This window comes from Sphingomonas sanxanigenens DSM 19645 = NX02 (genome assembly GCF_000512205.2).
Lineage (GTDB): Bacteria > Pseudomonadota > Alphaproteobacteria > Sphingomonadales > Sphingomonadaceae > Sphingomonas_D > Sphingomonas_D sanxanigenens.
On record NZ_CP006644.1, the window covers coordinates 6134101 to 6158284 of the forward strand.

At 66.5% G+C, this 24184-nt stretch carries 32 protein-coding genes; 19 read left to right on the forward strand and 13 right to left on the reverse strand.

Annotated elements, in window-relative coordinates; genetic code table 11:
• Window positions 1-74: 74 nt before the first annotated feature.
• The 9 genes from NX02_RS28265 (at window position 75) to NX02_RS28305 (ending at window position 8386) form a co-directional block, all read left to right on the forward strand.
• Complete coding sequence (locus tag NX02_RS28265) at window positions 75-1907, forward strand: phage tail protein (RefSeq protein ID WP_025295525.1); 1833 nt, start codon at window positions 75-77, stop codon at window positions 1905-1907.
• On the forward strand, window positions 1907-2230 hold the full coding sequence (locus tag NX02_RS33405; protein WP_025295526.1) for a hypothetical protein: 324 nt from the start codon (window positions 1907-1909) through the stop codon (window positions 2228-2230). Before NX02_RS28265 ends, NX02_RS33405 begins: the two co-directional genes overlap by 1 nt.
• A gap of 22 nt (window positions 2231-2252) precedes the next feature.
• Window positions 2253-2675, forward strand: a complete 423-nt coding sequence (locus NX02_RS28275) for a hypothetical protein (RefSeq protein WP_025295527.1) — start codon at window positions 2253-2255, stop codon at window positions 2673-2675.
• Entirely contained in the window at window positions 2672-6265 is a 3594-nt protein-coding gene (locus NX02_RS28280; protein WP_025295528.1) for a hypothetical protein, read from the forward strand. Before NX02_RS28275 ends, NX02_RS28280 begins: the two co-directional genes overlap by 4 nt.
• Window positions 6262-6777 (forward strand): hypothetical protein, encoded by a 516-nt coding sequence (locus NX02_RS28285; RefSeq protein ID WP_025293715.1) that lies wholly within the window; start codon window positions 6262-6264, stop codon window positions 6775-6777. The genes NX02_RS28280 and NX02_RS28285 overlap by 4 nt, the downstream gene beginning before the upstream one ends.
• A complete protein-coding gene (locus NX02_RS28290; protein WP_025293716.1) occupies window positions 6774-7133 on the forward strand; it encodes a hypothetical protein in 360 nt (119 codons plus the stop codon). Before NX02_RS28285 ends, NX02_RS28290 begins: the two co-directional genes overlap by 4 nt.
• A gap of 218 nt (window positions 7134-7351) precedes the next feature.
• Window positions 7352-7780 (forward strand): N-acetylmuramoyl-L-alanine amidase, encoded by a 429-nt coding sequence (locus NX02_RS28295; RefSeq protein ID WP_025293717.1) that lies wholly within the window; start codon window positions 7352-7354, stop codon window positions 7778-7780.
• Entirely contained in the window at window positions 7777-8109 is a 333-nt protein-coding gene (locus NX02_RS28300; protein ID WP_025293718.1) for a hypothetical protein, read from the forward strand. The genes NX02_RS28295 and NX02_RS28300 overlap by 4 nt, the downstream gene beginning before the upstream one ends.
• A complete protein-coding gene (locus NX02_RS28305) occupies window positions 8048-8386 on the forward strand; it encodes a hypothetical protein (RefSeq protein WP_158014077.1) in 339 nt (112 codons plus the stop codon). Before NX02_RS28300 ends, NX02_RS28305 begins: the two co-directional genes overlap by 62 nt.
• Before the next feature lie 199 nt (window positions 8387-8585).
• Here the strand turns inward: NX02_RS28305 and NX02_RS28310 are convergent, their stop codons facing one another.
• A complete protein-coding gene (locus tag NX02_RS28310; RefSeq protein ID WP_158014078.1) occupies window positions 8586-8894 on the reverse strand; it encodes an excalibur calcium-binding domain-containing protein in 309 nt (102 codons plus the stop codon).
• Between the two features lie 702 nt (window positions 8895-9596).
• On the opposite strand from NX02_RS28310, the gene NX02_RS28315 reads away from it, so the two are divergent.
• From NX02_RS28315 to NX02_RS28325, 3 genes are read left to right on the forward strand one after another with little or no spacing between them, the layout of a single operon-like run.
• Window positions 9597-10346: a hypothetical protein gene (locus NX02_RS28315; RefSeq protein ID WP_025293721.1), complete on the forward strand. Its 750-nt coding sequence runs from the start codon at window positions 9597-9599 to the stop codon at window positions 10344-10346.
• Window positions 10343-10903 (forward strand): type II toxin-antitoxin system VapC family toxin, encoded by a 561-nt coding sequence (locus tag NX02_RS28320; protein WP_025293722.1) that lies wholly within the window; start codon window positions 10343-10345, stop codon window positions 10901-10903. The genes NX02_RS28315 and NX02_RS28320 overlap by 4 nt, the downstream gene beginning before the upstream one ends.
• A gap of 58 nt (window positions 10904-10961) precedes the next feature.
• On the forward strand, window positions 10962-11150 hold the full coding sequence (locus NX02_RS28325) for a hypothetical protein (protein ID WP_053000676.1): 189 nt from the start codon (window positions 10962-10964) through the stop codon (window positions 11148-11150).
• Window positions 11151-11156: 6 nt separating this feature from the next.
• Here the strand turns inward: NX02_RS28325 and NX02_RS28330 are convergent, their stop codons facing one another.
• From NX02_RS28330 to NX02_RS34040, 5 genes are all read right to left on the reverse strand, one after another.
• The gene (locus tag NX02_RS28330) at window positions 11157-11369 is read right to left on the reverse strand and encodes a hypothetical protein (RefSeq protein WP_025293724.1); all 213 of its coding nucleotides are present in this window, start codon (window positions 11367-11369) and stop codon (window positions 11157-11159) included.
• Between the two features lie 51 nt (window positions 11370-11420).
• Window positions 11421-11633, reverse strand: coding sequence for a DUF1660 family phage protein (locus tag NX02_RS28335; protein ID WP_025293725.1), 213 nt, complete (start codon window positions 11631-11633; stop codon window positions 11421-11423).
• Between the two features lie 156 nt (window positions 11634-11789).
• A complete protein-coding gene (locus NX02_RS33040; RefSeq protein ID WP_162232729.1) occupies window positions 11790-12062 on the reverse strand; it encodes a hypothetical protein in 273 nt (90 codons plus the stop codon).
• Complete coding sequence (locus NX02_RS28340) at window positions 12011-12247, reverse strand: hypothetical protein (RefSeq protein WP_025295529.1); 237 nt, start codon at window positions 12245-12247, stop codon at window positions 12011-12013. Before NX02_RS28340 ends, NX02_RS33040 begins: the two co-directional genes overlap by 52 nt.
• Window positions 12248-12265: 18 nt before the next feature.
• Window positions 12266-12628 carry a hypothetical protein gene (locus NX02_RS34040; protein ID WP_342671290.1) on the reverse strand — a complete coding sequence of 121 codons (363 nt, stop codon included), beginning with the start codon at window positions 12626-12628 and terminating at the stop codon, window positions 12266-12268.
• A 69-nt stretch (window positions 12629-12697) separates the two neighbouring features.
• Here NX02_RS34040 and NX02_RS28350 point away from each other — a divergent pair, with 69 nt between their 5' ends.
• The gene (locus tag NX02_RS28350; protein WP_025295531.1) at window positions 12698-13072 is read left to right on the forward strand and encodes an HIRAN domain-containing protein; all 375 of its coding nucleotides are present in this window, start codon (window positions 12698-12700) and stop codon (window positions 13070-13072) included.
• Here NX02_RS28350 and NX02_RS28355 read toward each other — a convergent pair.
• Entirely contained in the window at window positions 13069-13410 is a 342-nt protein-coding gene (locus NX02_RS28355) for a hypothetical protein (protein WP_047099871.1), read from the reverse strand. The two genes, NX02_RS28350 and NX02_RS28355, sit on opposite strands and share 4 nt — an antisense overlap.
• A 474-nt stretch (window positions 13411-13884) precedes the next feature.
• Between NX02_RS28355 and NX02_RS28365 the strand changes: the two genes are divergently transcribed.
• Window positions 13885-15108: a serine hydrolase domain-containing protein gene (locus NX02_RS28365; RefSeq protein WP_025295533.1), complete on the forward strand. Its 1224-nt coding sequence runs from the start codon at window positions 13885-13887 to the stop codon at window positions 15106-15108.
• Window positions 15109-15145: 37 nt separating this feature from the next.
• Here the strand turns inward: NX02_RS28365 and bfr are convergent, their stop codons facing one another.
• From bfr to NX02_RS28380, 4 genes are all read right to left on the reverse strand, one after another.
• Window positions 15146-15625, reverse strand: coding sequence for a bacterioferritin (bfr, locus tag NX02_RS28370; RefSeq protein WP_025295534.1), 480 nt, complete (start codon window positions 15623-15625; stop codon window positions 15146-15148).
• 104 nt (window positions 15626-15729) lie between these two features.
• A complete protein-coding gene (locus tag NX02_RS31865; RefSeq protein ID WP_084718144.1) occupies window positions 15730-15900 on the reverse strand; it encodes a (2Fe-2S)-binding protein in 171 nt (56 codons plus the stop codon).
• Between the two features lie 43 nt (window positions 15901-15943).
• The gene (locus tag NX02_RS28375) at window positions 15944-17248 is read right to left on the reverse strand and encodes a DUF418 domain-containing protein (protein WP_025295535.1); all 1305 of its coding nucleotides are present in this window, start codon (window positions 17246-17248) and stop codon (window positions 15944-15946) included.
• Entirely contained in the window at window positions 17245-17661 is a 417-nt protein-coding gene (locus tag NX02_RS28380; protein ID WP_025295536.1) for a hypothetical protein, read from the reverse strand. The genes NX02_RS28375 and NX02_RS28380 overlap by 4 nt, the downstream gene beginning before the upstream one ends.
• An 89-nt stretch (window positions 17662-17750) precedes the next feature.
• Between NX02_RS28380 and NX02_RS28385 the strand changes: the two genes are divergently transcribed.
• Complete coding sequence (locus tag NX02_RS28385; RefSeq protein ID WP_025295537.1) at window positions 17751-18077, forward strand: Mpo1-like protein; 327 nt, start codon at window positions 17751-17753, stop codon at window positions 18075-18077.
• 7 nt (window positions 18078-18084) lie between these two features.
• Here NX02_RS28385 and NX02_RS28390 read toward each other — a convergent pair whose 3' ends face one another.
• Window positions 18085-19656 carry a hypothetical protein gene (locus NX02_RS28390; protein ID WP_025295538.1) on the reverse strand — a complete coding sequence of 524 codons (1572 nt, stop codon included), beginning with the start codon at window positions 19654-19656 and terminating at the stop codon, window positions 18085-18087.
• A gap of 194 nt (window positions 19657-19850) precedes the next feature.
• Between NX02_RS28390 and NX02_RS28395 the strand changes: the two genes are divergently transcribed.
• From NX02_RS28395 to NX02_RS28410, 4 genes are all read left to right on the forward strand, one after another.
• On the forward strand, window positions 19851-20507 hold the full coding sequence (locus NX02_RS28395; RefSeq protein WP_025295539.1) for a uracil-DNA glycosylase: 657 nt from the start codon (window positions 19851-19853) through the stop codon (window positions 20505-20507).
• Between the two features lie 130 nt (window positions 20508-20637).
• Entirely contained in the window at window positions 20638-21843 is a 1206-nt protein-coding gene (locus tag NX02_RS28400) for a hypothetical protein (RefSeq protein ID WP_025295540.1), read from the forward strand.
• 83 nt (window positions 21844-21926) lie between these two features.
• Complete coding sequence (locus tag NX02_RS28405; protein WP_025295541.1) at window positions 21927-22553, forward strand: Vgb family protein; 627 nt, start codon at window positions 21927-21929, stop codon at window positions 22551-22553.
• A gap of 88 nt (window positions 22554-22641) precedes the next feature.
• Complete coding sequence (locus NX02_RS28410; RefSeq protein WP_025295542.1) at window positions 22642-23325, forward strand: pentapeptide repeat-containing protein; 684 nt, start codon at window positions 22642-22644, stop codon at window positions 23323-23325.
• Between the two features lie 30 nt (window positions 23326-23355).
• Here NX02_RS28410 and NX02_RS28415 read toward each other — a convergent pair whose 3' ends face one another.
• Entirely contained in the window at window positions 23356-24066 is a 711-nt protein-coding gene (locus NX02_RS28415) for an SDR family NAD(P)-dependent oxidoreductase (RefSeq protein WP_025295543.1), read from the reverse strand.
• Between the last annotated feature and the right edge of the window lie 118 nt (window positions 24067-24184).

The window sequence follows — 24184 nt, forward strand, 5'->3', positions numbered from 1 at the left end:
CTCTTGCTGCCACAGGTGCCGGCGCCCTTGGCAGCGCCGGGCTGCTTTCGATGTCAGCAGCGACGGCCGCAACCGTGTCAACAATCGCGACCATCGCCTCTGCCGTCGCTACTGCCGCGTCAATCGCCGCGCAGCTCACAGCCAAGAAACCGGGCGCCCAGGGAACCACCACCAACATCACGATCAGCGCAAACGGCCCCATCCCCTACGGCATGGGCCGCAGCTTCTTCGCCGGATCGCAGCTGCACGATGTCGGCTATGGCGGGAAGGTGAACGGGGTGAAGAACCCCTATCGTGCGCTCGTGCTGCTCTGGTCGGCGACAACCGCGCAGGAGCTGGAGTCCTTCCTGCTCGACTGGCAGCCGGTGTCGTTCGCCGGCACGGCCGCGATCGGCTATTACGCATCGTTCCTCTACCTGTCGAAACAGGTTGGGCAGCGGCCGGAGCCGGCCGCGTTGACTGGGCAGTGGGGCGGGGTGCCCGGCTGGTCGGCGGCGCACAAGCTCTCGGGCTATGCCGCCGGCTTGGTCTCGATGCGCTTCGACAAGAAGGGCAAGCGCTGGGCGAGCGGCGTGCCGCCGATGGGCATGGTCGGCAAATGGGCGAAGGTCTACGACCCGCGGAAGGACGGCACGTTCCCGGGCGGCAGCGGCGCGCACCGCTGGGGCGACGAAGACACCTTCGAATATGACGACGATGTCGGGCTGAACGCGCTGACCTATGCTCGGGGGCGGTTCGCCCGCAACGGCAAGCAGGTGGTCGGCTGCGGCTTTCCGCAGGATGCGATCGACTGGCCGAGCTGGCTGGCGTGGATCAACGTTTGCCAGGCCAACGGCTGGAAGGTTGGCGGCACGGTGCTCGACGGGCCCGGTATGTCGCGGTGGGACAACCTCAAGCGCATCTGTCAGGCGGGCGCGGCGGTGCCGTGCTTCTCCGGCGGCAAGCTGGCGGTGCGTTTCCAGGCGCCAAAGGTCGCGCTGGACACGATCACCTCGGCGGATCTGGCGGATGGCGAGCCGATCGCCCCGGCGATGCGGACCTATCGTGATCGCATCAACACCATCGTGCCGAAGTATCGCAGCGAGCAGAACAAGTGGGAGCTGGTGCAGTCGAAGGCGATCACCGACGAGGGCTATATCGCGATCGACCAGGGCGAACCGAAAGAGGAAGAGGTCACCTATGAGCTGGTGACCGACAAGGATCAGGCTGCCCAGCTCGGCGCCTATGAACTGGTTGGCCGCCGCGAGATCTCGGGCATCACCCTGCCATGCAAGCCGCGGCTGTGGGAGTACAAGCTGGGCGAGGTTCTGCAGGCCGTCATCCCCGAGCTGGCGCTCAACCACCTCTGCACGATCGTCGCGCTTTCGAAGGACGTCGGCACCGGGATCGTGACGCTGACGCTGGAGACCGAGACGAACGCCAAGCATCCGTTTGCGCTTGGACAGACCGGCACCGCACCGCCCGCGCCGACGCTGACGCCCCACGGCGATAACGACGACGTGATCTGGAACAATGACGGGAACGAGGTCGACAACCCCATCGCAGGCGAGTGGAACGCAACCACAAGCGTGCAGGACATCAGCGGTTCACTGCGCCAGGTCGTGCGGGTCGAAGGCGAGCCGACCGACCCCAACGTCGCGGTGGTGACCTTCGAATATCGGCAGGCGGGCGCTGGCGCATGGACGATCGCCGCCACCCTGCCGGCCGGCGAGGACATGCGATACGACATCGGCGGGCTCGATCCGAACGTGACCTATGACGTGGCGGTTCGGTACCGCGGCAGCGGCAGCGGCGCTGAAGACACGCCGCGCTTCGTGATCGACGTCGTCACGTTCCCCACCGTTCTCACCAACGAAGCCGGCGCCACCCTGCTCGCCGATGACGATGCCGTGCTGGAGATCGATTGATGCCGAGCGTGAAATTCTCAGTCGAGTATCCGAAGCTCAACGCCATCGAGGGGCTCACCGCGGCTGCGGATCGGATCGTCTACTTCACCGGCCCGGGCGCCGTCGCTCTGGCGACGCTGACAGCCGCGGGCCGCGCCCTGATCGACGATGCGAATGCGGCGGCACAACGGGCGACGCTGGGGCTGGAAATCGGCGTCGACGTGCAGGCCCGCAGCGCCAAGCTGGACGCGATCTCTGGAGCAACGCCTATCGCAGACGGGCCGCATACCGTCGGCGGCATCACGATCACCACTGTCGGCGGCATCATCACCGCCATCGCCTGACCTACCACCATCGGAGAACGACATGGCGGCAATCGTCGAGCCGCTCGGAGCCGCGCGCAATCGCCGGTTCGGGGCGACGCTGTTGACTGACTATCTGGGCGACCCTCTGCCGATCGCCGGCGCCACCGCGATCATGGAGGTTCGCCTCTATCCCGGCGCCGCAGGCGCGGCGCTAGCCTCGGACGCCAGCGTCACGATGGTGGATGAAGGTCAGATTGGCACCATGGTCGATCCGGCTGACGGCGTGTCGAAGCCGCTGCGCCGGCTTCGGCTAGAGCCATCCATTCCCATGGAAGCCATCCGCGATCTGCCCGGCCAGAACGCGCCAGAGGCGGGTGATCCGCAGTCCTTTTCCTACGAAGTTCTTATCGAGTACGCCGACGGCCTCCGCGATCCGCTGTGGCTCGGCGATTTCATTGTCGAAGCGGGGGTCGTTGCACCATGAACCAGATCAAGCGTGGCATCGTCGGCGGTTTGCGCGGGCCGGGGCTGACCGATGCGGACCAGGTCAATCTGGACGCGAAGGTCGACGAAGCGGCCGGCTATGCTCAAGAGGCGGGGGAGCAGCTCGGGCTGGTCAACACGGCTCGTGCAGATGCGCTGACCCAGATCGACACCTCGCGCGACATGGCGGTCACGGACCTGAACGCTATCATTGCCGGCGCCAACACCGAGCTGGACACGAAGGTCAATTCCGCCAGCTCGTCGGTGGCCCTCGCGGCTGCGCAAGCCGAAGCCGCGCGCCAGGCGGCGGCCGAGATCAAGCCGGCCGGCGGCTCGATCCGCTTCCCCTACGACAATAACAGCCAGTTCCCGCTTCAGGAGTCGCGGCCGAACCTGTCGAACACGGGCGTTCGCGGATTGCTCACGCAGAGCTTCGGCAGCCGCACCACGCCGATCCTGCGCTATGGCGTCGACTGCTGCCATTATCGAGCGCTGGAGAAGGACGATCGCGTCTACCCGGCGGTCGAGATGTTGCTCGAAGGCGCGACCACGCTCACGCAGGGTACGGGTCAGGGCTGGTCGCTCGTCTATTTCACCGCGGGCTATGGCAGCAGCGATGCAACCCGCCGGCAGGCGCGCCGCTTCCGCTTCTACGCCAACGCGGGCGCGGGCGGCGGCGGGTCCATCACGGTCTGGAGCCGGCTGGTTCCGATGTCGTGGCGGCGTATCGGCGTCGCGGTGCACCGCGCTAGCGGTGTCTTCCGCATCGATGTCCACAACCTCGACACAGACGAGATCCTGACCGGCACCGGCACGGACAATGCGGCGTTCGCGGCCGAGTTGAGCGCGACCAACAATGCGCTGCTGATTAGCGCGATGGGGCCGAGCGGCAGTGTCCCGAGCAAGTTCGCAATCGGCGGCACCATCTTCAACGACGTGACCAGCGCCACGCTGTCCCAGCCGTTGACGCAGTCGTTCTCTATGATGGCGCACGGCCTGTCCTTCTATGCCGAGGAAGCCGTGACGAACGCCGATCTGCTGGCGATCCACCGCGGCGCGCATCCGACGACCGTGATCACGCCGTCGACCATCAAATGGCTGCGGCGCTTCACCAGCGACCCGACATCCTTCGTCCGCGATCCGCTCTGCGTCGGTGACACTTCGGCGCCGTGCGAAGGCGTGGGGCGGTGGGCTGCCGGCTCCGACCTGTTCCGCAAGGGAACGGGCACGGCGACGGTCGCGCCGGCACCCCGCAACCGGTACGTCTATGGGCTGCGGCCCGGTCAGCAGGCATTCCGCATCAAGCTGGCGGGGCGTTGCTGGCCGACCGAGGACAGCACCGTCAGCGTTCGCTTCCGCGACGCCTCGGGTGTCGTGGTGCGCGACTGGACCGCGGTTGCGACGGTGCAGGTCGCCGGAAGCTGGACCGGCTATTCGTCCAAGGTGAACGGCACCGGCGGCACGACCGGCACCTATGCCCTGATCATCACCGGCAACGGCACCGGCGCCGCGGGGCGATTCGTCGTCAATAGCGGCGGGGTGACGGCGATCTATGTCGACAATCCCGGCAGCGGCTACACGTCGATCAATCTCGACTTCTCCAATGCGCCCGGCCTGACCGGCGCAAGCGCGGTCGCCACGCTGGCACCTGCGGACACGTCGAACTGGTCGGGTGCGCTCGACTGCCCGAAACACAGCGACTGGCTGTTCCGCGAGGTCCGCCTGGTGGGCAAGTCGGGGGCGACCAGCGTTACCTATAGTGACTGCTCGCAGTTCGCGGTCGGCTATAAGTGGGCGCTGATCGGTCAGTCGCAGGTATCTAACGGCCTCAGCGCGGCGACGCTGGAAGTCCAGTATAAGGGCGTGCCGGCGAACTTCGTTCGCAATGGTGCGAATGCCTGGACGGCAAACATCCCGCCGTTTCCCGAGGTCGAGCCGCTCGGCCTTCGGATCGGCGCCGATCAATACAAGTCGCTGGCGCTTGAACTGAACCGCTGGGTTGACGCGCCTTTCGAGGTGGTCGTCGCAGCGCAGGGCGGCACCGGGCCCGCCGACCTGATGGAGAACCAATACATCCTGCAGAACGCCTCCGGCATGTGGGACCAGATGGTCGACCTGATCGAGCTCGGCGGCAAGGAAGACTATTCCGGCGTCCTGATGGGCTGGCATACCGATCTGACCGACGAGGGCGGGCGGTTCGGCCAGACCATGCTGGAAGGCTTCTGGCTGGGGCGCGGGCCTTATGCCTACGGGCCGGCCGATCACTTCTTCGGCCGCGCGACTTTCGCCGGCACGACGATGACAGTGGCCTCCGCGCGTCGCGGCACGCTCACGGTCGGCACGACCATCCGCATCATGTACGATGTCGTCGGCTCAAAGCAGACCGCGATCGACACGAAGATCACCGCGCTCGGCACAGGCGCGGGCGGGGTCGGTACCTACACGCTGTCTGCTGCGGTGCCGGGCGGCGATCCCGCGACCGAGGTGGGCATCATCGGTCTGCACGAGCAGGCGGGCACCGATGCGATCGTGATGGGCTACATCACCGCTGGGAACACCGACTATCTGCATATCACCTCGATCGTGTCGGGAACGCCCGGTCTGGGCGATCGTCCGCTGGTTACTGGCGGATCAACGCAGACCGACGGCACGACCTTCCTGAAACAGGTGAACACGTCCGGCATTCCGGCCGGCGTCATCGCCTCCTATATCGTCTCGGACGCGAGCGTCGCGATCGGCTCGTCTGCAACCCCTGTGCAGTTCAGGCTCGTGAAGGGCACGGCGCGGCCAATCCTCTCGATCATGGATGCCTTCGGTAAGGGGACGCCGATCTTCTACATGCCGCCGACGCGCCACAACATTCCGACGGTGGTCAGCACCGCGTTCGACTATGATGCCACGTCCACGATGCCTTACATCGAGGGCGTGCGTCAGGGCGGCGTCGGCGCCGCGCGCGACAGCGGCACGCTCTGGGCAAAGAGCCGCGGCTATCCGGTCGGCGTCCACTCGCTCGATTACACGCAGCCAGACGCCTACCACCCTGACAATACCGCCACGGGCAAGGTCCGCGTGGGTCGGCATTTCGCTCTCAGCCTCGCGAAGGGGCAGGGTCTGGCGCAGATCGGCCAGCCGGCAGTCATCGGCACGTCGGGCCGCTTCACCGATGGCACGCGGACCAGGTTCCGCTTTCAGATCGATTGCCCCAATTTCGGCCGGCTGCGGTCGGGCGACGGCCTCGGCAATGTCACGCCGTGCGTCGAGCTCTCGCGTGACAATGGCGCCACTTGGTCGCGCAGCAAACACACCGCGGCGGTGAACCCGACGACTGGCGGCACGCTGCCGGGCGACATGGTCGAGGTGACGATCTCGGATGCGCTCTATCGGGTCGCCGGCCTGCGCTTCCGCGTCCTCGCAGGCGGACCCTTTGCATGGGGCGTCGACAACTCGCCGAACACCGTTAGCACACCCGAGGCGGAAGCGAACGACGCTGCGATCAACAAGATGCTCTATGAAGAGATCGACGTGATCACGGACCTTCCCGGCCTGTGCGTTGCTCCTTCGCAAAGCGTCTACACGGTGGCCGACGCGTGACGACTCCCGCGCTGATCGCGCCAGCGGTGTCGTCCTATCCACCCAGCTTCGCCGGGGATCCGGTGACGTTCGGCTGGGCGCTGTTCAGCCTGATCACGATCACAAGCCTCAGCACCGCGATCATCCTCGAGGTGATTCGCCGGTGGTGGGGCAGCGGCGTGACGATCAACGAGCCGCTTGGGATTGTAATGGCCGGGCTGGTCAGCCTGCTCGCGACCATCTGGCTGGGCGCGATCGGCGATGTGGCGTTCTTGCTTGCGTGGGGCGAGGTCGCCCCCGACACCATGGCGCGGATCCTCGACTTTGATAGGATGTGCGACGCATCGACCTCGCCCGCGTTCGGCGTGTTCTGTTTCCTGCTGATTCGCGGCCAGTATCTGGTTCACTTCCAGCTCACGTCCCCGACTGCGCTGCAGGGCGACCTTTGGCCAACATGGCCGATGGTCCGCCGGCAGATGCTTTCGATCGCCGTGCTGCTGTTCATCGCGGTGGGGGTGACGCTGAGCAAATGAACAAGGCCGATCCCGTGATTGTGGCCGCGCCGGCGATCGGCCCCGCAGTCGTCACCCTCTTTGGCGAACAGATCCCGTTGATGGCGCTGTCGCTATCTCTCGCCGGCCTGGTGCTCGCCCGCATGGTCGCGCCGCAGCCGCGCGTAGCGACCACCCGCGCACGCGGCGTCGCGCTGACCGTGCTGCTGTGCGTGATCGACTTCGCGGCGGTGATCACGCTTCAACCTGGTGCCGGCATGGCGGTGGCGGCCGGCGTGGGGCTTGGCTTCTCCGGCATGCTCGCGGTGCAGTTCTTCGGCGATCGGATCCGCGACATCCTGCAGGCGGCGTTCGGCCGCGCGAGTTCTAAGGAATAGACCTAAAAAGTTGGCGGCTGAGGCAAGGCCCCAGCCGCCAAGTGAAAGTGGCGCAAGCCACTTCGGGTCGCCCTGTCGGAATAAACGACAATCAGGCGCCCGAATATGATCTCGATCACACTGCCGACACAGTCGAGCAACTTCGTCTGCCGCTGACCGATAGCGGGCGGCTCCTATGCCGCCTCGCGCCGCTGCTGCCCTAACCAATGGAGCGCTTGATGACGACGCCTGCCTACATGGACCCGAAGAAAATCCACTCGCTGACGATCCACTGCGCCGCGACGCCCGAGGGCCGCGACGTGAAGGCCGCGACCATTTCCCAATGGGATATCGCGAAGTTTGGCCAGGTCAGCTACCACATCGTCGTCGAGCTTGATGGCAGCGCGGTGCGCACGCTGGCCGACGATCGCCGCGGCGCGCACGTCGGCGGCAAGAACACCGGCAACATCGGTATCTGCTACGTCGGCGGCGTCGACGCCCAGAACAAGAAGCCGAAGGACACGCGCACCGAAGCGCAGAAAGCGACGTTGCGCCGCCTCGTCGCCGAATATCGCCAGCGCTACCCCGGTATCGTGCTGCGTGGTCATCGCGACTGGCCGGGCGTGGCGAAGGCCTGCCCCAGCTTCGACGTGGCGAGCGCGCTGTGATCGCCTTCCTCATGCGGCTGGGGCTTTCGCAGCGCCTGGCGGGCGTCGCTGTCTGGATCATCGCCGTGGCGCTGCTGCTCCTCGCCATTTGGTGGCTGCGCACCAGCGCCTACAGCGCGGGCGTCAGCGATACGGACGCCAAGTGGAAGGCGGCCAGCGAAGAGGTCGAGAAGCAGGCCGAGGTCGCCACCGCGGTGGCGGACAGCGCCGCCGAGGTGCGCGTGGTCGAACACGTCCAGCAGGTCGAGAAGGAAAAGGAGAAGATCGATGAAGCGGTTCGCGAAGGCAGCAGCCCTCTCGATGTGCTTTTCGGCGGCAACGGCATGTAGCGGCCGACCGGCATTCCAGCCGGTCAAGCCGCCGGCCGAGCGCCTGGTCTGCGAGACGCGCGGCGTGCGGCCGGCCCTGCCACCCGAATATGCAATTGACTGGTCGACGGTGACTACGGTCGAGCAGGCTCGGGCCGAGCATCAGCGCTACGTCGCCTCGATCCGCACGCGCGAGGGCGTGGTCGCGGGCTACGTGCTGAAGGTTGAGGATAAGCTGTTCATTTGCGCCAACAATGCGCAGTGGCTGCGCGAGTTCTTTGGAGCATTGCCGGATTGAAAGTGCCCAGCAGGCGCTGTTTAGATGAACCGTTCCTCGCATCGGGTGCACACAAGATAATCTCCCGGCCCGAGTTTTATCTCGCCGGTAACCCCTATGCGCACTGCATCGCCCGTGCGGTCGTTCACCTCAAACACGACCGAGCCACGAGCCCCGCAATCGTGAACCCGTTCAACGGGCAAAGTGCGCGTATCAGACTTCATTCGCAGCCAACCCCATCGCCGTCGCGATCAAGATGCGAGCCATAGCCTGGGTCGCCCCGTCGTACCGGCGCCGCGCCCGCGGCACGCGCTGCCGAGCAATTCGCAAACGCGCGCCCGCCGCTGGACCTTGCGCCGCTGCTGGCACCGAGCAGCGTCTGCGGCCGTGCCGATGCCCCACCGCCGCGATGACAGTGATAGCCGCCGTTCTTCCTGTCGTTGTGGCAGCCCTCGGCGTTGAGCCCGCCACCATGGGCCAGAGCCGGCGCGGCAATCGCCGCAGCCACGATGAACATCACGAATCGCATATGATCCCCCCCCGTATTCCCCACGCCGATCAGTATCCGCGAGGATAGGAGTGTCGACTCCTGATCAGTCCGTTTTGGCGGAGATCGGCGCGGCGTCGGGCTCCGGCTTCGGCTCCGCCGCCTTTTTTCATTTCGCTTCCGTGATGGCGGTCACGCGCGATCCCCGCTTGCGCAAGTAGGTCGCCGGCAGCCGCCTTCTTTGAGCAGAGGCGGTTAGGCTCGGCGGTGTTCCCACGGCGCCGCCGAGCCGCCCCCGGGCAGCGCTTGCAGTTAGCGCAGCGTTAATCTCCGATCCAATACAAGCATACCCATCCGGCGCCGGTTCTGGTCGGGCGTCGGATCGTGCTCAAGTGACTGGCGGCGGAGGTCCCCACACTCCGCCGCCGTTTTGGGCGGACGGTGGGGAATGCGGCAGGCTGCTGACACCACGCTCCACATATGGCAGATGCTCCACATCCGCCATGCGGACCCCCTGCATGGTCGGCTAGCCCCGGCGCGATGAACCCCAAGAACGCCGCGCCGGGGCGCTCCACCTAAAAGCTTGGATCCGAGCATAGCCGTTTCAGCCGATTTTCGGCGGAGGATTGGCGGAATTGCGCCGCTTTCCATCGGATCCGAAGAGGCGGCTGGGCGCAGGCTCGGCCGCCTTTTTGCTTTTCGGCTCCAGCGATGTAGCATATCTGCGAACGCCACGAGGCACGGATGGATCAGGGCTACACCTTTCGCATCAGCGACAGCTACACGCCTAGCACGATCCCTATGGATCGGCTGGCGCAGTACATCAGCGCGCTCGCCAGACTATTAGGCGAGAGCGGCAGCGTGCATCTGGGTCCGATTACAGAAGGCTCGGTGAAGGTTCGGGCGATGATCGACGAGCCGGCGCAGCCGAAGGTGCAAGAGCGCGTGCGAGGCGTTCGGATCGGTGCGCCCGCAGTTGATGCGCTGAAGGCCTACAACGACCTCGACGAAATGCTTCGCGAAGACAACGCATCCGGCACTCTTGCCGACGGCGACGACGAGGTGCCGCACAGCGCTATAATTATCGAGTTTCCGGGAAAGAACCGCCCCAAACCGGTTACTTATGGCCCTTTTAAACAGCGTGGGTCACTGGACGGCGTCGTCTATCGTATAGGCGGTGCGGACGATACGAAGCATGTTGCGATCAAAGACGGCGATCGAGATTATTCAAGGCTAGAAGCAGATGAAGCAACTGCGGTTCGGTTGAGCCGCCACCTGTTTCGGGAAACGGTTCGATTGCATGGTGAGGGCACGTGGCTGCGTCATGGCAATGGCACCTGGGAACTCAAAAAGTTTAAGATCCGCGATTTCGATGTTCTGAGCGACGAGCCTTTGGACGATGTGATTGCGAGATTGCGAGCGGTGGGCGGTTTTCCGGGGGAAGACATCGTTCAGCGGCTGCTTGAGGACCGCGCGGAAGGGGACGCGCATTGAAAGTTGCCATCGATGCGAGCGTCCTCGTCTATCTCTTAGATGAGGACGCGCCACCTCCCCGCGCGGAGGAAGGGCGGCAGCTGGTCGCTAGGTGCGCTGACCGAATGCGGTTCTTCATCGCTAGCCTTCAGCGGTCGCGGTCCACTATCATCGTGCCGACCCCGGCCCTCACTGAGATCTTAGCGCGAGCCACCGCCGATCGCTCGTCCGAGTGGCTGCGCATCATCGAAACCACGAAGTACATCCGCGTCAGTCCCTTCGATGAGCTCGCGGCCATCGAGTGCGCTCTTCTTGCACAGGCGCGAATCGTCGGCGTTTCGAAGGCACAGAAGGAGACGCGTCGGAAGGCGAAATTTGATGAGCAAATTCTCGCGATCAGCATCGTTGAGCGGGCCGACCTTCTACTGACGGATGACGGTGGCCTGCGGTCGCTGGCGAGCCAATACCTTGAGGTGAAAGGCATTGGCGACTTGGATCTTCCGCCGGTTGATCCGCAAACGAATTTCTTCGCCGATATCGAACGCAAGATCGACCTCGACGCACCCGATGACCTTTGACATGCCGCCGCAATAATCGATGCCGACCCCGGAAGACATCCGAGGAACGCTTGTGCAGATGATCGTCGGCGCGGCCGGCGGCGACGAAGCGGCTTGGCGCGCCGCGATCGGTGAGGTCGAAGCGCTGCCGTTGGTGTTCCACCCGACATGCAACTGGCGCGTCAATCCTCGCGGTACGAAGCGGGAGCGCGAGGTGATCGAGGCGGCGGTGAAGCTGCTGCGCGAGGCGCATCCCTACGTGAACTGACGCAGCCTAGACCGCTGGCGCGTCCCTGATCGCCCGCACTTTCATCGCAATGGCCCGCCAGGTCGCGACGCCGGGCGCATCCTCGATCAAGGCCAGCAGCCCCACGCGCTCGGCAATGAACTGGTCGCAGTCGCAGCGCTGAACCATCCGGCTGGCGACGGCGAGGATCTCCCAATCGGTGAGAGGCGTCGGCGGCAGCGGGTCTAGAGGATCCAGCATGCCGCCCTGCTATGACCGGCTTCCTGCAGTTTCCACATTATAATGTGCAACTTACGTCAAGCGCTCCGGAACCGGCTCCAGGCGCTGCTCTGCTCGATTGACATCGTGTTCGGTGATCTCGCGCTCGGTCGGCACCCGCCACCCGTCGGTGTCCCGGATCAGACGGGTGCCGCATCGGACGCAGCCAGTCCAGTAGTCCTGCCCATCATGACGCGCGCCGCCTCGGTCGGCCTTGTGGCCGAACAGCTTACATCTCAATGCCATGCTGCGATTCCCATCTCGACCAGAGGTCGACCTACGGCCCGCGCAAGCGATGTCACGTTAAAAATCTGCAACTTAGCTTGCGGGTAGGCGGCGCTTTTCATTACGCCGCCATCCCCTGACCTTCGCCGTCGTCGACCCGGCGGGGCTGCTGGAAATTTACATTGTCTGCGCTGATGCGCCAGATGATTCGAGCGCTTCGGCGATCGGGCGCCCGAAGTAGCGTTGCAGCGCAGCCAACTCGTCGGCCGGTAGCCGGTTCAGCGTGCCGCGGCGAGCGCGATCGGCGAGGTATCCATCCGGCCGCCCGAGCATGCGCGAGAGGCTGGCATAGGTCTCGCCTTCCGTCTCGATCAGTTCGGCGAGCGGCAGCGGGGCGATCAGTGCAGCCCGGCGGGCTCGTCCTCCAGCTTCTCGATATGCATCAGGCAATCGGCGATCGAGATCCAGAGGGCGACGTTCTCTTGCTGCCCGGCCTCGGAAGCCGCCTTGGCCATCGCAACGACGTGGCACGCCGTCCGCTCGCCGTTCAGTTCGAGCAACCCAGCCGCCATCTGCCAGATTTCCTCTCGGGAATAGCCGCTCTGCGCGACCATGTGGGGGTGCAACCCGTCCATCCAGATCCTCGTACATCATCAGTAGCAGAGCCATTCGATCTCGGCCGCGTCGAGCGCCTCGAACATGTCGGCCTCGGCGCCGACCTCGGATAGGCGCTTGCGCACGGCCTCGGGGTCGCCCGCCTTTGGGAATGCGCGATCCGCCTTCGCCGCTTTGGCGAGCCCGCCGATCCAATCATGGCGCTTTTCCTGCCGGAGTAGCCACGCGCCGAATGGCGTCGATGGCAGTGGCCTGGTGGGCGTCGCGACCGGCGGCGGGGCCGTCAGCAGTTCGCCGGTTTCGGGGTCGAAAGGCTCTGGCTCCGCCAAGCCGGAGGGGATGCCGTAGACCATCATCTGCAACTGATCGCGCTTGAATGTCTGGGCGTTCATGTCGTTCACCTATTGCCGACTCGATGACTGAACACATAACATGTTCTGGCTTTGTTCCAAACATGGTGAGTCGGAACGATGGGTTGCAATGACTTCAGCCTCCCGGCGGTCGGCGAGGTTTACGACAATGAGGATGGCACCAGCCGGCAGGACGAACTGCGCTTGCTGGTGCCTGGGGATGTGCTCGCGCTGGTCCGCGAGCCTGATAACCCGCACGATCGCATGGCTGTTGCGATCTTCACCGCTCGCGGCGTGAGGGTGGGCTACCTGCGGCGGGACCGGGCCGTATGGGTCGGCAGCAAGATCGACCGCGGTTACCCTATAAACGTCATCGTCGAGCGGGTGAAGGGCGCGCATTTGCAGGGCGCCAAGCTGGGTTTGGTCATGCGCGTCAACATGGACGGGGAAGAACCGGAGCTGGATGAGCAGCCCGTACGGCGCGCCGCCGCTTAGTCGGGCAAAGCCGTAAGCCGATACTCGTAATCGCCCATCTTTTCGCTCGATCCCGTGACGCTCAGGACGCGGTGCCTGTAGTCATATCGCATCAACTGATATCGTGGATTGAGCTCCAGGTGGAAGCGCTCGCCTTCCAGCCAGTCGTTAGGCTCGAAGGTGATGACCTGCTCCGTCGAAAAAAAGACGCGGGCCTCTCCTTCCTCTTCTCGACCTTGCCAAAGGATGTCGATGGAGCATCGTCCAACCATAGCGAGCATCATGCTTCGCCCAAATGTGGCATCCCGCCGCAACGATCTCACGGCCTCTCGGTTCTGCGCGTAATCATTCTCGGTCATGGAATCTCACGTCGGTCCCATACGCGCGCGAGCGGCGCGCGGTGCAAGGAACTGGATGGCAAATAGGTGGTGTATTCTCCTACCGCAATGTGCGCCGCGCGGCTTAGTAGCGCCCGCGCACCATGCGCAACCTTGGGTGAGGCTTGGGTGAAATTCACCCAAAATGCCGATTCGTTCGAATGCTGTTCCGGCGCTGGAACATCAAGAAACGGCGGAAATGCTTGCGTTTGTGGTGCGCGCACTTCGTTGACATCGCAGGGGTCGCAAGTTCAATCCTTGCCACGCCCACCATCGAAAACCCCGCCAGCCCGAGCGCTTGGCGGGGTTTTTGTTTTCCGGCAGCGGCAAGCCGCGGCGGATGTCTTTACGCCCGGGCATCCGGCACCGCCGCACGCCCGGGATCGATCGCCGGTTGCTTCTGCCAAGCCGTGCGGCAATAGCAGCGCCCTTGGCGGCTTGACCGGAGGATCGCCCATGCAGTTCGACACGCCCGAAGCGCTTGGTTTCGATCCCGGACGGCTCCGGCGGATCGATGGGCTGCTGGCGGATCGCTATGTCGGCGCGGGGCGGCTGCCGCATGCGCAGATCCTGGTGGGCCGCGACGACAAGGTCGCGCATTTCTCCAGCACCGGGCCCGCGCGCGCCGGCAGCGATTCGACGGTCGGCGAACGCTCGCTGTTCCGCATCGCCTCGATGACCAAGCCGATCACCTCGGTGGCGTTCATGATGCTGGTGGAAGAGGGCAAGGTTGCGCTCGACGATCCGGTGGAGCGCATCATCCCCGAATTCGCCGGGCTCGGTGTCTATGCCGGCGGCGGGGGCGGCGCGCCCTTCGTCAGCCGCCCGGTCGATGCGCCGATGCGCATGGTCGATCTGCTCCGCCATACGTCGGGGCTGACCTACGGCTTCCAGTACCGCACCAACGTCGATGCCTATATCCGCAAGGCGAAGGTGGAGAACTGGCGCACCGCGCATGACGATGACAGCTTCATCGCCGCGCTTGCGGAGGCGCCGCTCGAGTTTTCGCCGGGTGCCGCCTGGAACTATTCGCTCGCCACCGACGTGCTCGGCGTGATCGTCGCGCGCGTGTCGGGCGTGCCGTTCGACGCCTTCCTCGAAAGCCGCATCTTCGCGCCGCTCGGCATGGTCGATACCGGCTTCGTCGTGCCGGGGGACAAGCGCGACCGGCTGGTCGATGCCTGGGCGTGGACGCCGGGGCAGGGGATGACGGTGTTCGATCGCGGTGGCGACAGCCTGTGGTCGCAGCCGACGCGCTTCTGTTCGGGTGGCGGCGGGCTGGTCTCGTCCAGCGCGGACTATCACCGCTTCTGCGGGATGATGCTCAACGGCGGCGCGCTCGATGGCGTGCGCATCCTCGGCCGCAAGACGGTGGAACTGATGACGCTCAACCATCTGCCCGGCCGCGGCGACCTCGCCGCGCTGTCGACCTCGCTGTTCAGCGAGACGCAGAATGCCGGCGTCGGCTTCGGGCTGGGCTTCGCGGTGACGCAGGATCCGGCGCGGCTGATGATGCCCGGCTCGGCGGGCGAATATTATTGGGGCGGGATGTTCTCGACCGCCTTCTTCGTCGATCCGGTCGAACGGCTGACGATGGTGTTCATGACGCAGCTGAGCCCGTCGAGCCTGTGGCCGATCCGGCGGGAGCTCAAGACGTTGATCTATTCGGCGCTGGTCTGAGGAAAGCCCTCTCCCCGAGGGGAGAGGGAGGACGGCATCAGTCTTCCGCGGCTTCCGACTGAAGCTGGATATAGTTCTGGATGCCCATCTGCTTGATCATGTCGAGCTGGCGCTCGAGCGCGTCGACATGCTCTTCCTCGCTGTCGAGGATCTCGGTCAGCAGGTCGCGGCTCACATAGTCGCGCACGGATTCGCAATGCGCGATACCGTCCTTGAGCAGCGGCAGCGCCTCATATTCGAGCGCGAGGTCGGCCTTGATGACCTCTTCGACGGTCTCGCCGATCTTGAGGCGGCCGAGCATCTGGAAATTGGGCAAGCCGTCGAGGAACAGGACGCGCTCCGCCAGCTTGTCGGCATGCTTCATCTCGTCGATGGATTCATGCCGCTCGAACGCGGCCAGCTTGCGCACGCCCCAATGGTCGAGCAGGCGATAATGCAGCCAATACTGGTTGATCGCGGTCAACTCGTTCTTGAGCGCCTCGTTGAGATAGTCGATGACCTTGGGGTCGCCCTTCATAGGGTGCTTCTCCGTTGAAAGATTACCAACGGAGTATAGCTGCGCAGGCGCAGCAAATCATTCAAAAAATGGCAGTTTTCCGCGGGTTTGCGGTGCTGCGACCGCTAGGCAATAGCCCGCTCCTCGGCGATGATCTCGCGTGCGAATGGCACGCATTGCCCGCATTTCGGGCGCAATCCCATCGTGGCATAGGCCGCTTTCGGGCATGACGCGCCCTGTCGTGCAGCCGCTCGCACGTCCCGTTCACGAATAGCGTTGCAAATGCAAACGACCATCAGGCGATTCCTCCGCTCCGATGATCAGATAGCGTGTGTGAGACTAAGTCGCAATAGCCTGCTTTCGCACCAGCGGCTGGATCCGTCCCCGCGCCAGGCTGCGCCACAGCCACTCGAACGGCCCGAAAACGAATCGGTCGAGCCAAGGCCGCGACCACAACAACATCATGCCCCAGATCGCGGCAACCGCAAGATAGAGCGTGGCGCGGCCGAACGTGCCATAGAGCCCGAAGCCATAGAACAGCGCGGCGCACAGCAGGCTGGTGCCGAGATAGTTGGAAAGCGCCATCCGCCCGGCCGCCGCGATCCGGTCGACCAGCGCGCCGCCACGGCGGGTGAGGCGGATGATCAACGCCGCCCATGCGACCGTCATGATCGGATGCACCGCCACCGCCGCCACCGCAGCGGCCATGATCACCATGCGCGTGTCGAAACCGCTGGCGACGATGGCCCCGGCCAGCGCCAGCGACGGCGGCAGGCTGATCGCGAAGCCGATCGCGGCCCAGCGGCCGTAGCGGCCCGGCGTCCATGCGCCGGTCAGCAGTCCGCTGCGCAGCCCCGCCATGCCGAGCAGCATATAGCCCAGCGTCTCGGGGCCGAAGACGCCGAGCAACGCCAGCGGCGGCGTGATCTCGTTCAGCCGGCGATAGACGAGCAGGTCGGCGAGGGGCCCGCGATGCGCCGCCAGATCGCGCGCGATGAAGGCGGGATCGGGAATGCCGTAGATTTCCTCATAGGCCTGCCAGGCGCGACGCGCGGCATCCGATCCGTCGGGACCGAATGCCGCGGCGTGAAGCTCAAGCGCGCCGGTGCCGAGCAGCGCCGCCATCACCACCCCCAGCAGCAGGCAGAGCAGCCCGATCGCCACCAGCCCGCGCGTCGGCTGATGGCGGAACAGGAAGGCGACCAGCCCGACCAGCGCATAATGCGCCAATATGTCGCCGGGCCAGACCAGGTAGAGATGCGCGAGGCCCAGCAGCAGCAGCCAGGCCATGCGCAGCAGGTGGATCCGGGCGCCATTCTCGCCGCGCGCGTCCGCACGCTCGATCACCAGCAGCATCGATGCGCCGAACAGCATCGCGAACAGCCCGCGCATCTTGCCGTCGATCGCCACGAACATCACGCCCCACGCGGCGAGGTCCAGCCCCTGCGCGCCGCCATAGGCGGCCGGATTGAAATAGGCGGCCTGCGGCATCGCGAAGGAGACGATGTTCATCAGCAGGATGCCCATCACCGCCACGCCGCGGACGATATCCAGCGTCGCGATGCGGCCGGGGAGGGCGACGGGCGTGTCGGTGGGAGCAGGCGCGGCGGCGCCGGCTCCGGGCTGGCCATGGCTGTCGGTCATTGCGCCGCGCGCAATTCCTTGCGAATCACCAGCTTCAGCGCGGACCAGACGGCATCGACCGCGCAGACCTTCACGTCGACGAAGCCCATCGGCAGCGCCACCGCGCGCACGACATCCTCGGTGATGTCGGTCGCCACCTTCGCGGCCTGCTTGGGCCAGGAGACCCAGATCATCGCGGCCGGTTCGATCAGCAGCCGCAGCGCGGTCAACTCGCGCTCCATTTCCGCGCGCGCGGTAACGAAGATATGCGCCGCCTGAAGGCCGGCGGTCGCCACGTCATATTCCTCCACGCCGATGCCGTCGGGGTCGATCTCGGCGCGCACGCTGTCGGGCATGCCGCAGAACCACAGCCGCATGCCGCGCTTGTAGCCCAGCTTCGTCGCGAGCGGGGTGCCCGAATAACCCGCGGTCATGCGCCCTCCTGTGATCGCGGCGGAGCATGACGTGCGGCAGCGTATCCGACAAGCTTGCTGATGCCCCGAAGGCGGATTAGCCTTGCACCATGGCGCGAACGATCACCCGCTATGCGGATTTCTGGCTGCATTACCTGCGGGAGCATGCGCTGCCGCAGACGCGCGCGCTGCATTATGCCGGCACCGCGCTGACGCTGTTGTTCCTCGGCTTCGCCATCGTCCACGGCGGCTGGTGGTGGCTGGCGGTGCCGCTTGCCGGCTATGGCTTCGCGTGGATCGGCCATTTCGCGGTCGAGCATAACCGCCCGGCCACCTTCACCTATCCGCTCTGGTCGCTGGTCAGCGATTTCCGCATGTTCTTCCTGTGGGCGTCCGGCCGGCTCGCGCCGCACCTCGCCCGCGCCGGGGTGCGCTGATCCCGGCTCAGTCCGGGTTGATGCGGTGCGTCGTCACCGTCGTCTCATAATCCGCGACGATGCCCGGGCCGTTCACCCCGGTATCGTCGGCGGTCGCGGGCGGGTAGGTGTCGCGCAACGCCTGCGTCATCGCCTGGTCGATCGCCTCGCCCAGCCGGTTCAGGTCGCCCAGCGCCGCATCGACATCATCCTCGGCGCCCGCCCGCGCATTTTCCGGATAGAGTTCCCATAGCGTATCGACCAGCGTACCGCCGAAGGCCTCGCCCAGCGGACCGGTCTTGCTCAGCACCTGATCGGTCAGCAGGTCGGTGACGGTGCGGATCGTCTCCACCTTCTCCTCGGCGCTGGCGTGGCTGCTCTTCTCATAATCGGCCGCCGCGCCCTGCAGCGATCCGATCAAGGTGCCGAACTGCATCGCCGCCTCGGTGCGCTGCGCCTCGTTGGGGGCGCCTGCGCCATCCGGCGCGCCGACGATGGTGCCGAGACGCGTCAGTTCGTCGGCGATCGCCGTCCGGGTCGCCGGATTGTCGAAATCCTCGTTGAGCATCACGTTGCGCACGAAGCGCTCGGTCAGCGAGTGATAGACCGTCGGCGGCTGGGCATCCTCGCGGCTGTTGTCCCAGCCACCGGCATAGGTGGTTTCCTGGTTCAGCCGCTCGATATGGTCGGCATAATAATCGCCCAGGCTGTTGAGCCCGGCGGAGCGATCGAGCGCGGTGCTCTCACCGGCCATGTCGACCAGCTTGCCGAAGAGCTGGTCATATTCCGCCTGATTGGCGCTGTTGCTGGTGCCCGCCAGCGCCGATGCCACCGCATCGAATCCGCCGCGGCCCGGAGGTGCCACGCCATAGGCGTTCTGCGGCAGGCTATCGATCGTCTCCAGGACCTCCGGATGGGCGGCGATATAGCTGCTGACCTCGTTGGCGGCGCCGACGAAGCCTTGCTTCGCGGCCATGCCGGCGAGGTCGGCGGCGGCGATCAGCGAAAGCTGGCCCTGCGCGCCATTGGAGGAATCAAGGTCGATCCCCGCACGCACCGCCTCGTCGTGCAGGTCATAGGCGAGGTTCTGCAGCAGCGCCCCGTCGGTCACGGTGCTGAGCAACTGGCGCACGCCGTCCGAGGCGGGGTTTTGCGCCGGATCGAGCAGTTCGCCAAGCTGGTCGCGCGAGACGCGGCCCGAATCGACGATCCGGCCCATCGATGCCGTCACCTGATCGCGCAGTTGGGGCGTGGCGGGCCCGGTATAGGCGACGCCGATCTGCTCCACCGCGTCGATCAGTTCCTGCCGCGCACGATCGTCGAGCGTGCCCATGTCGGTGCGGTAGCCGCCGTCGCTGCCGCTCGCGAGGTCGATCACGCGCGCGAGATACTCATCCTTCTGCGCCTGGGTGAGGCCGGGGTCCGCCATCGTCTGTTCGATGACATAGGCGGGGTCGCCATGATAATGCTGGGCGAAGAGCGCGGTCTCCTCGACCTTCGCCTCGACGGCGGGATCGGGCGCCGACGTCTGCGCCGGCGCCGTCTGCTGGACCTGGCTGACGCTGCTGCCGCCACCGCCGCCATCGATCTGATGCACCATCTGTCCGGCCTTCCTCATCTGCGCTTGGGGTGGCGCGAGTTTCGCATCGGCGAGCGGACGGGGACATAATCGATTCGCGTAGATCGACGGGCGGTCGCCGTTGCCACGCAACGTTCTGCCCCGCCGAACCGTCGGGAATCGGGGGAGCAGCCCCGGCCTTGCCGCTACCCGCCGCGCGGCCTATCGCGCCCCTGATGCAGCCAGCCAGCCCCCTTCCATCCAGCGAGCCGCCGCACGATTGCCCGCGCTGCCCGCGGCTGGTCGCGTTGCGCGAGGCATGCCGTGCCGAGCATCCGGACTGGTGGAACGCGCCCGTGCCCGCCTTCGGCGATCCCGAGGGCTGGCTCGGCATCATCGGCCTTGCGCCCGGCAAGCATGGTGCCAACCGCACCGGTCGGCCCTTCACGGGCGATCATGCCGGGCACCTGATGTTCGATACGCTGGCAAAGTTCGGCCTCACCGCCGGCACCTATGATGCGCGCATCGACGATGGCTTCGCGCTCAGCGGCGCGATCATCATCAATTCGGTGAAATGCCTGCCGCCGGAGAACAGGCCGGTGCCCGCCGAGATCCACGCCTGCCGCCCCTTTCTCGATGAAGCGGTGACGCTGTTGCCCAACGCGCGCGTCTTCGTGGCGCTCGGCCAGATCGCGCACCAGAGCGCGGTGAAGGTGCTGGGCGGCCGCCTGCCCAAGGCGCGCTTCGCGCATCTGGCGGAGCATCGCATGCCCGACGGGCGGATGCTGATCGATAGCTATCATTGCTCGCGCTACAACCAGAACACCGGCCGGCTGACCCCGGAAATGTTCGAGGCGGTGTTCGCGCGCGCCGTCGCATTGCGTGATGCCTGAGCTGATCTGACGCAACGCCTGTCCGGATTCGGCACCTGGACGGTGCCCGCGCCGATCTCGCACCCAGCGATGTCCGGGGCGAACGGAACTGTGGGAGCCGGGGCGGAAATGCCCTAGCACTGTCCCCGCCGTGGATTCGTTGATCACCGCCGCCGCCCGCGCGCTTGCCGCCGGGGCGCCGCTCGACGCGCTCAACCGCGTCGCGCTGCGCGACGATGCACCCGCGCTGGCGCTGCGCGGCATTGCGATGGCGCAACTCGGCGATCTCGATCGCGCCCGAACGCTGTTGCGCGAGGCCAGCCGCGCCTTCGGCCCGAATGAGACGGTCGCGCGCGCGCGCTGCATCGTCGCGGAAGCCGAGATCGCTTTGGTCTCGCGCGATCTCCGCCGGCCGCCGGAGCAACTCGCCCGCGCGCGCGACCTGCTCGACCGCCATGGCGACGCCGCCAACGCCGCGCAGGCGCGACTGATCGACGCGCGACGGCTGTTGCTGATCGGCCGGCTCGATGCCGCCGAACAGGCACTCGGCGCGATCGACGCCGCGGCGCTCCGCCCCGCCGCGCGCACCGTCCATGCGCTGGCCGCCGCCGGCATCGCGCTCCGCCGCTTGCAGATCAACGCCGCGCGCGCCGCGCTGGCGGCTGCTGCTGCGGCTGCCGTGGAGGCGCGCATCCCGCCACTCGCCGCCGAGGTCGAGCAGGCGGCGGCGGCGCTGGCGCTGCCGGCGGCGCGGATCGTCGGGCCGGGGGGGGCGCGCGTGCTGCGGCTCGACGACGTCGCGGCGCTGCTCGCGTCCGACGCGCTGGTGATCGACGCCTGCCGCTATGCGATCCGCGCCGGCGGCCACCATGTCGCGCTCGCGGGCCGCCCGGTGCTGTTCGCGCTGGCCCGCGCGCTGGGCGAGGCATGGCCGGGCGAGGTGTCACGCGAGCTGCTGATCCAGCGCGGCTTCGGCGGGCGCGAGGCGGATGAGTCGCACCGCATGCGCCTGCGCGTCGAGATCGCGCGCTTGCGCGCGGTGCTGAAGCCGGTCGCGGGGATCGTCGCCACCCGCGCCGGCTTCGTCCTGAAGCCGCGGGCGGGCGGCGCCACCGTGCTGGCGCCGCCGGTCGACGAACCGCATGGCGCGGTGCTGGCGCTGCTGGCTGACGGTGAATCCTGGACCAGTTCGGGGCTCGCGCTGGCGCTCGGCACCAGCCAGCGCAGCGTGCAGCGCGCGCTGGATGCGCTGGCCGCGCCGGGCCGGGTGGAACCCGTGGGGCGGGGCCGCGCACGGCGCTGGCTGATCCCGGTGCCGCCGGCCTTCGCGACGAGCCTGCTGCTGCCCGGCGTATAGCGACGCGCTCGCGCACGCATGCGGGCTTATCGCGACAGAGATGTCACTCATCCGGCATCGCCGTTCGCGCTACGATGCGCCTCATGAAACAGAGCAAGGCCGAAATCCTCCGCGAATATGGCCCCTTCGCGGATGTCGATGCCGTTCACGGGGTCAGCTTCGACGGCAGCCACATCTGGTTTGCCTCCGGCGACGCACTCAACGCGCTCGATCCCGAAACCGGCGAGATCGCGCGCTCCCTGCCGGTCGCGGCGCATGCCGGGACCGCCTTCGACGGTACCCACCTGTTCCAGATCGCCGAGGATCGCATCGATCGGATCGATCCGGCCGAGGGCCGCGTCGTCGCCAGCATCCCGGCACCCGAAGGGGGCGCTGCGGGCCTGGCCTGGGCGGAGGGATCCTTGTGGGTCGGCCAGCATCGCGCGCGCCGCATCCTCGAAGTCGACCCCGAAACGGGCACCATCCTCCGGACGATCGATGCGCAGCGCATGGTGACGGGGGTGACGTGGTTCGACGACGACCTGTGGCATGCCACCTGGGAAGAGGATCAGAGCGACATCCGCCGCATCGATCGTGCGACGGGGGCGGTGCTGGAGCGCATCGAGATGCCCACGGGCACGACCATCAGCGGGCTGGAGGCGGATGGCGTGGAACGCTTCTTCTGCGGCGGCGGCCCGACGGGCACGGTGCGGGCGGTGCGGCGGCGCTAGCGCCGCCGCACGATCCGCGACCGCAACGGCATCCGCCTCCTCGACCCGGCGCTAGGCGGATCGCGGCGCCGGCGCTACCAGCGCTGTCATGGATGATCTCTTCGCCGACCTGTCGATCCGCAACCGCAGCCTCACGCGAGAGGCGGTGCAGGCGCTGCGGGGCACGCAGACCCTGATCGGCTGTGATCTGGAGGAGGCGGATCTCTCGCGCCTCGACCTGTCGGGATGGACGTTCGAGCATTGCAACCTGCGCCGCGCCGACCTGACCGGCGCAATATTGGCGCGAACGGCGTGGCGCTCCTGCCGGGGTGCGTTTGCCGGCTTCGTCGGTGCCGATCTGTCGGAGGCGGCGTTCACCGCCTGCGACCTCAACAATGCGGTGCTGAAGCGCGCCACCTTGGAGGGCGCGCGCTTCAGCGGCTGCAAGCTGACCGGCGCGGATCTTTCGGAGGTGAAGGCGATCGACCTCCATTTCGAGGAGGTGCTGCTGATCAGCGCAAAGCTGGCGGGGCGCTCGTTCCGCAAGGCCAGCCTGATGCGGGTCGATTTCTCGCAGGCGGACCTGCGCAAATGCGATTTCCGGATGACGTCGTTCGAAGGGTGCAGCCTGCGCGAGGCGATCGTCGATGGCGCCCGCTTCGAAGGCGCCGACCTGCGCGGCGCCGATCTGGGCGGAGTGCGGCTGGGCGATGCCTCCCGTTTCCGGGGCGCGACGATCTCGCGCGAGCAGGCGGCGCAATTGCTGGGGGAGGTGGGGCTGAACGTGCGGTAGCAGCGGAACTGCCACCTCGTCGTCCGAGCCTCAGAACGGCACCTCCTTGCCTTCGAAGTCGAACAGCTTGCCGCTGTCCGCCACCTTCAGTTCCTCGATCACATCCAGCAATTGCAGCGCCGCGCGCTCGGCGTCGAACAGCCGCCCGGCCTGGACATTGCCCTGGAACGGGCGGGAGAGCGCGGTGTCGACCGTGCCGGGGTGCAACCCGACCACGATCGCGCGGTCGTTGCGGCGCCTTTCCTCGATCGCGAGGTTGCGCACGATCATGTTGAGCGCCGCCTTCGACGCGCGATAGCCGTGCCACCCGCCGAGCCGGTTGTCGCCGATCGATCCGACCCGTGCGGAGAGCGCGGCGAACACCGTTCGTCCGGCCCTGGGCATGATCGGCAGGAAATGCTTCGCCACCAGCGCGGGGCCGATCGCGTTGACCGCATAGACCCGCGCCAGCCAGTCCGGATCGAGATCGCGCAGCGCCTTTTCGGGGCCATGATCGCCATCATGGAGGATGCCGGTGGCGACGATCACCAGCGTCGGCACCGGGCCCTCGGCAACGGTCGCGGCGGCGGCCGCGATGCTCGCCTCGTCGAGCAGGTCGAGATGCTGCGCGCCGCTGCGCGCGCGTGCGAAGCCATGCACGACATCGAACGCGCCTTCGTCGAGCAGGGCGGCTTCGAACGCGCCACCGATGCCGCCGGACGCGCCGATGATGACGGCGGAAGCCTTGGCCGTGCTTGTCATGGCACCGGCGCTAGCGCCGGGCGCGGACGGCGTCAAACCGTCGCGCCTGGCCCACCTCGCCGATGATTGACGGACACCCGAATGTCGTCGAGATCGGGGTCGGGATCCGGCAGGGGCG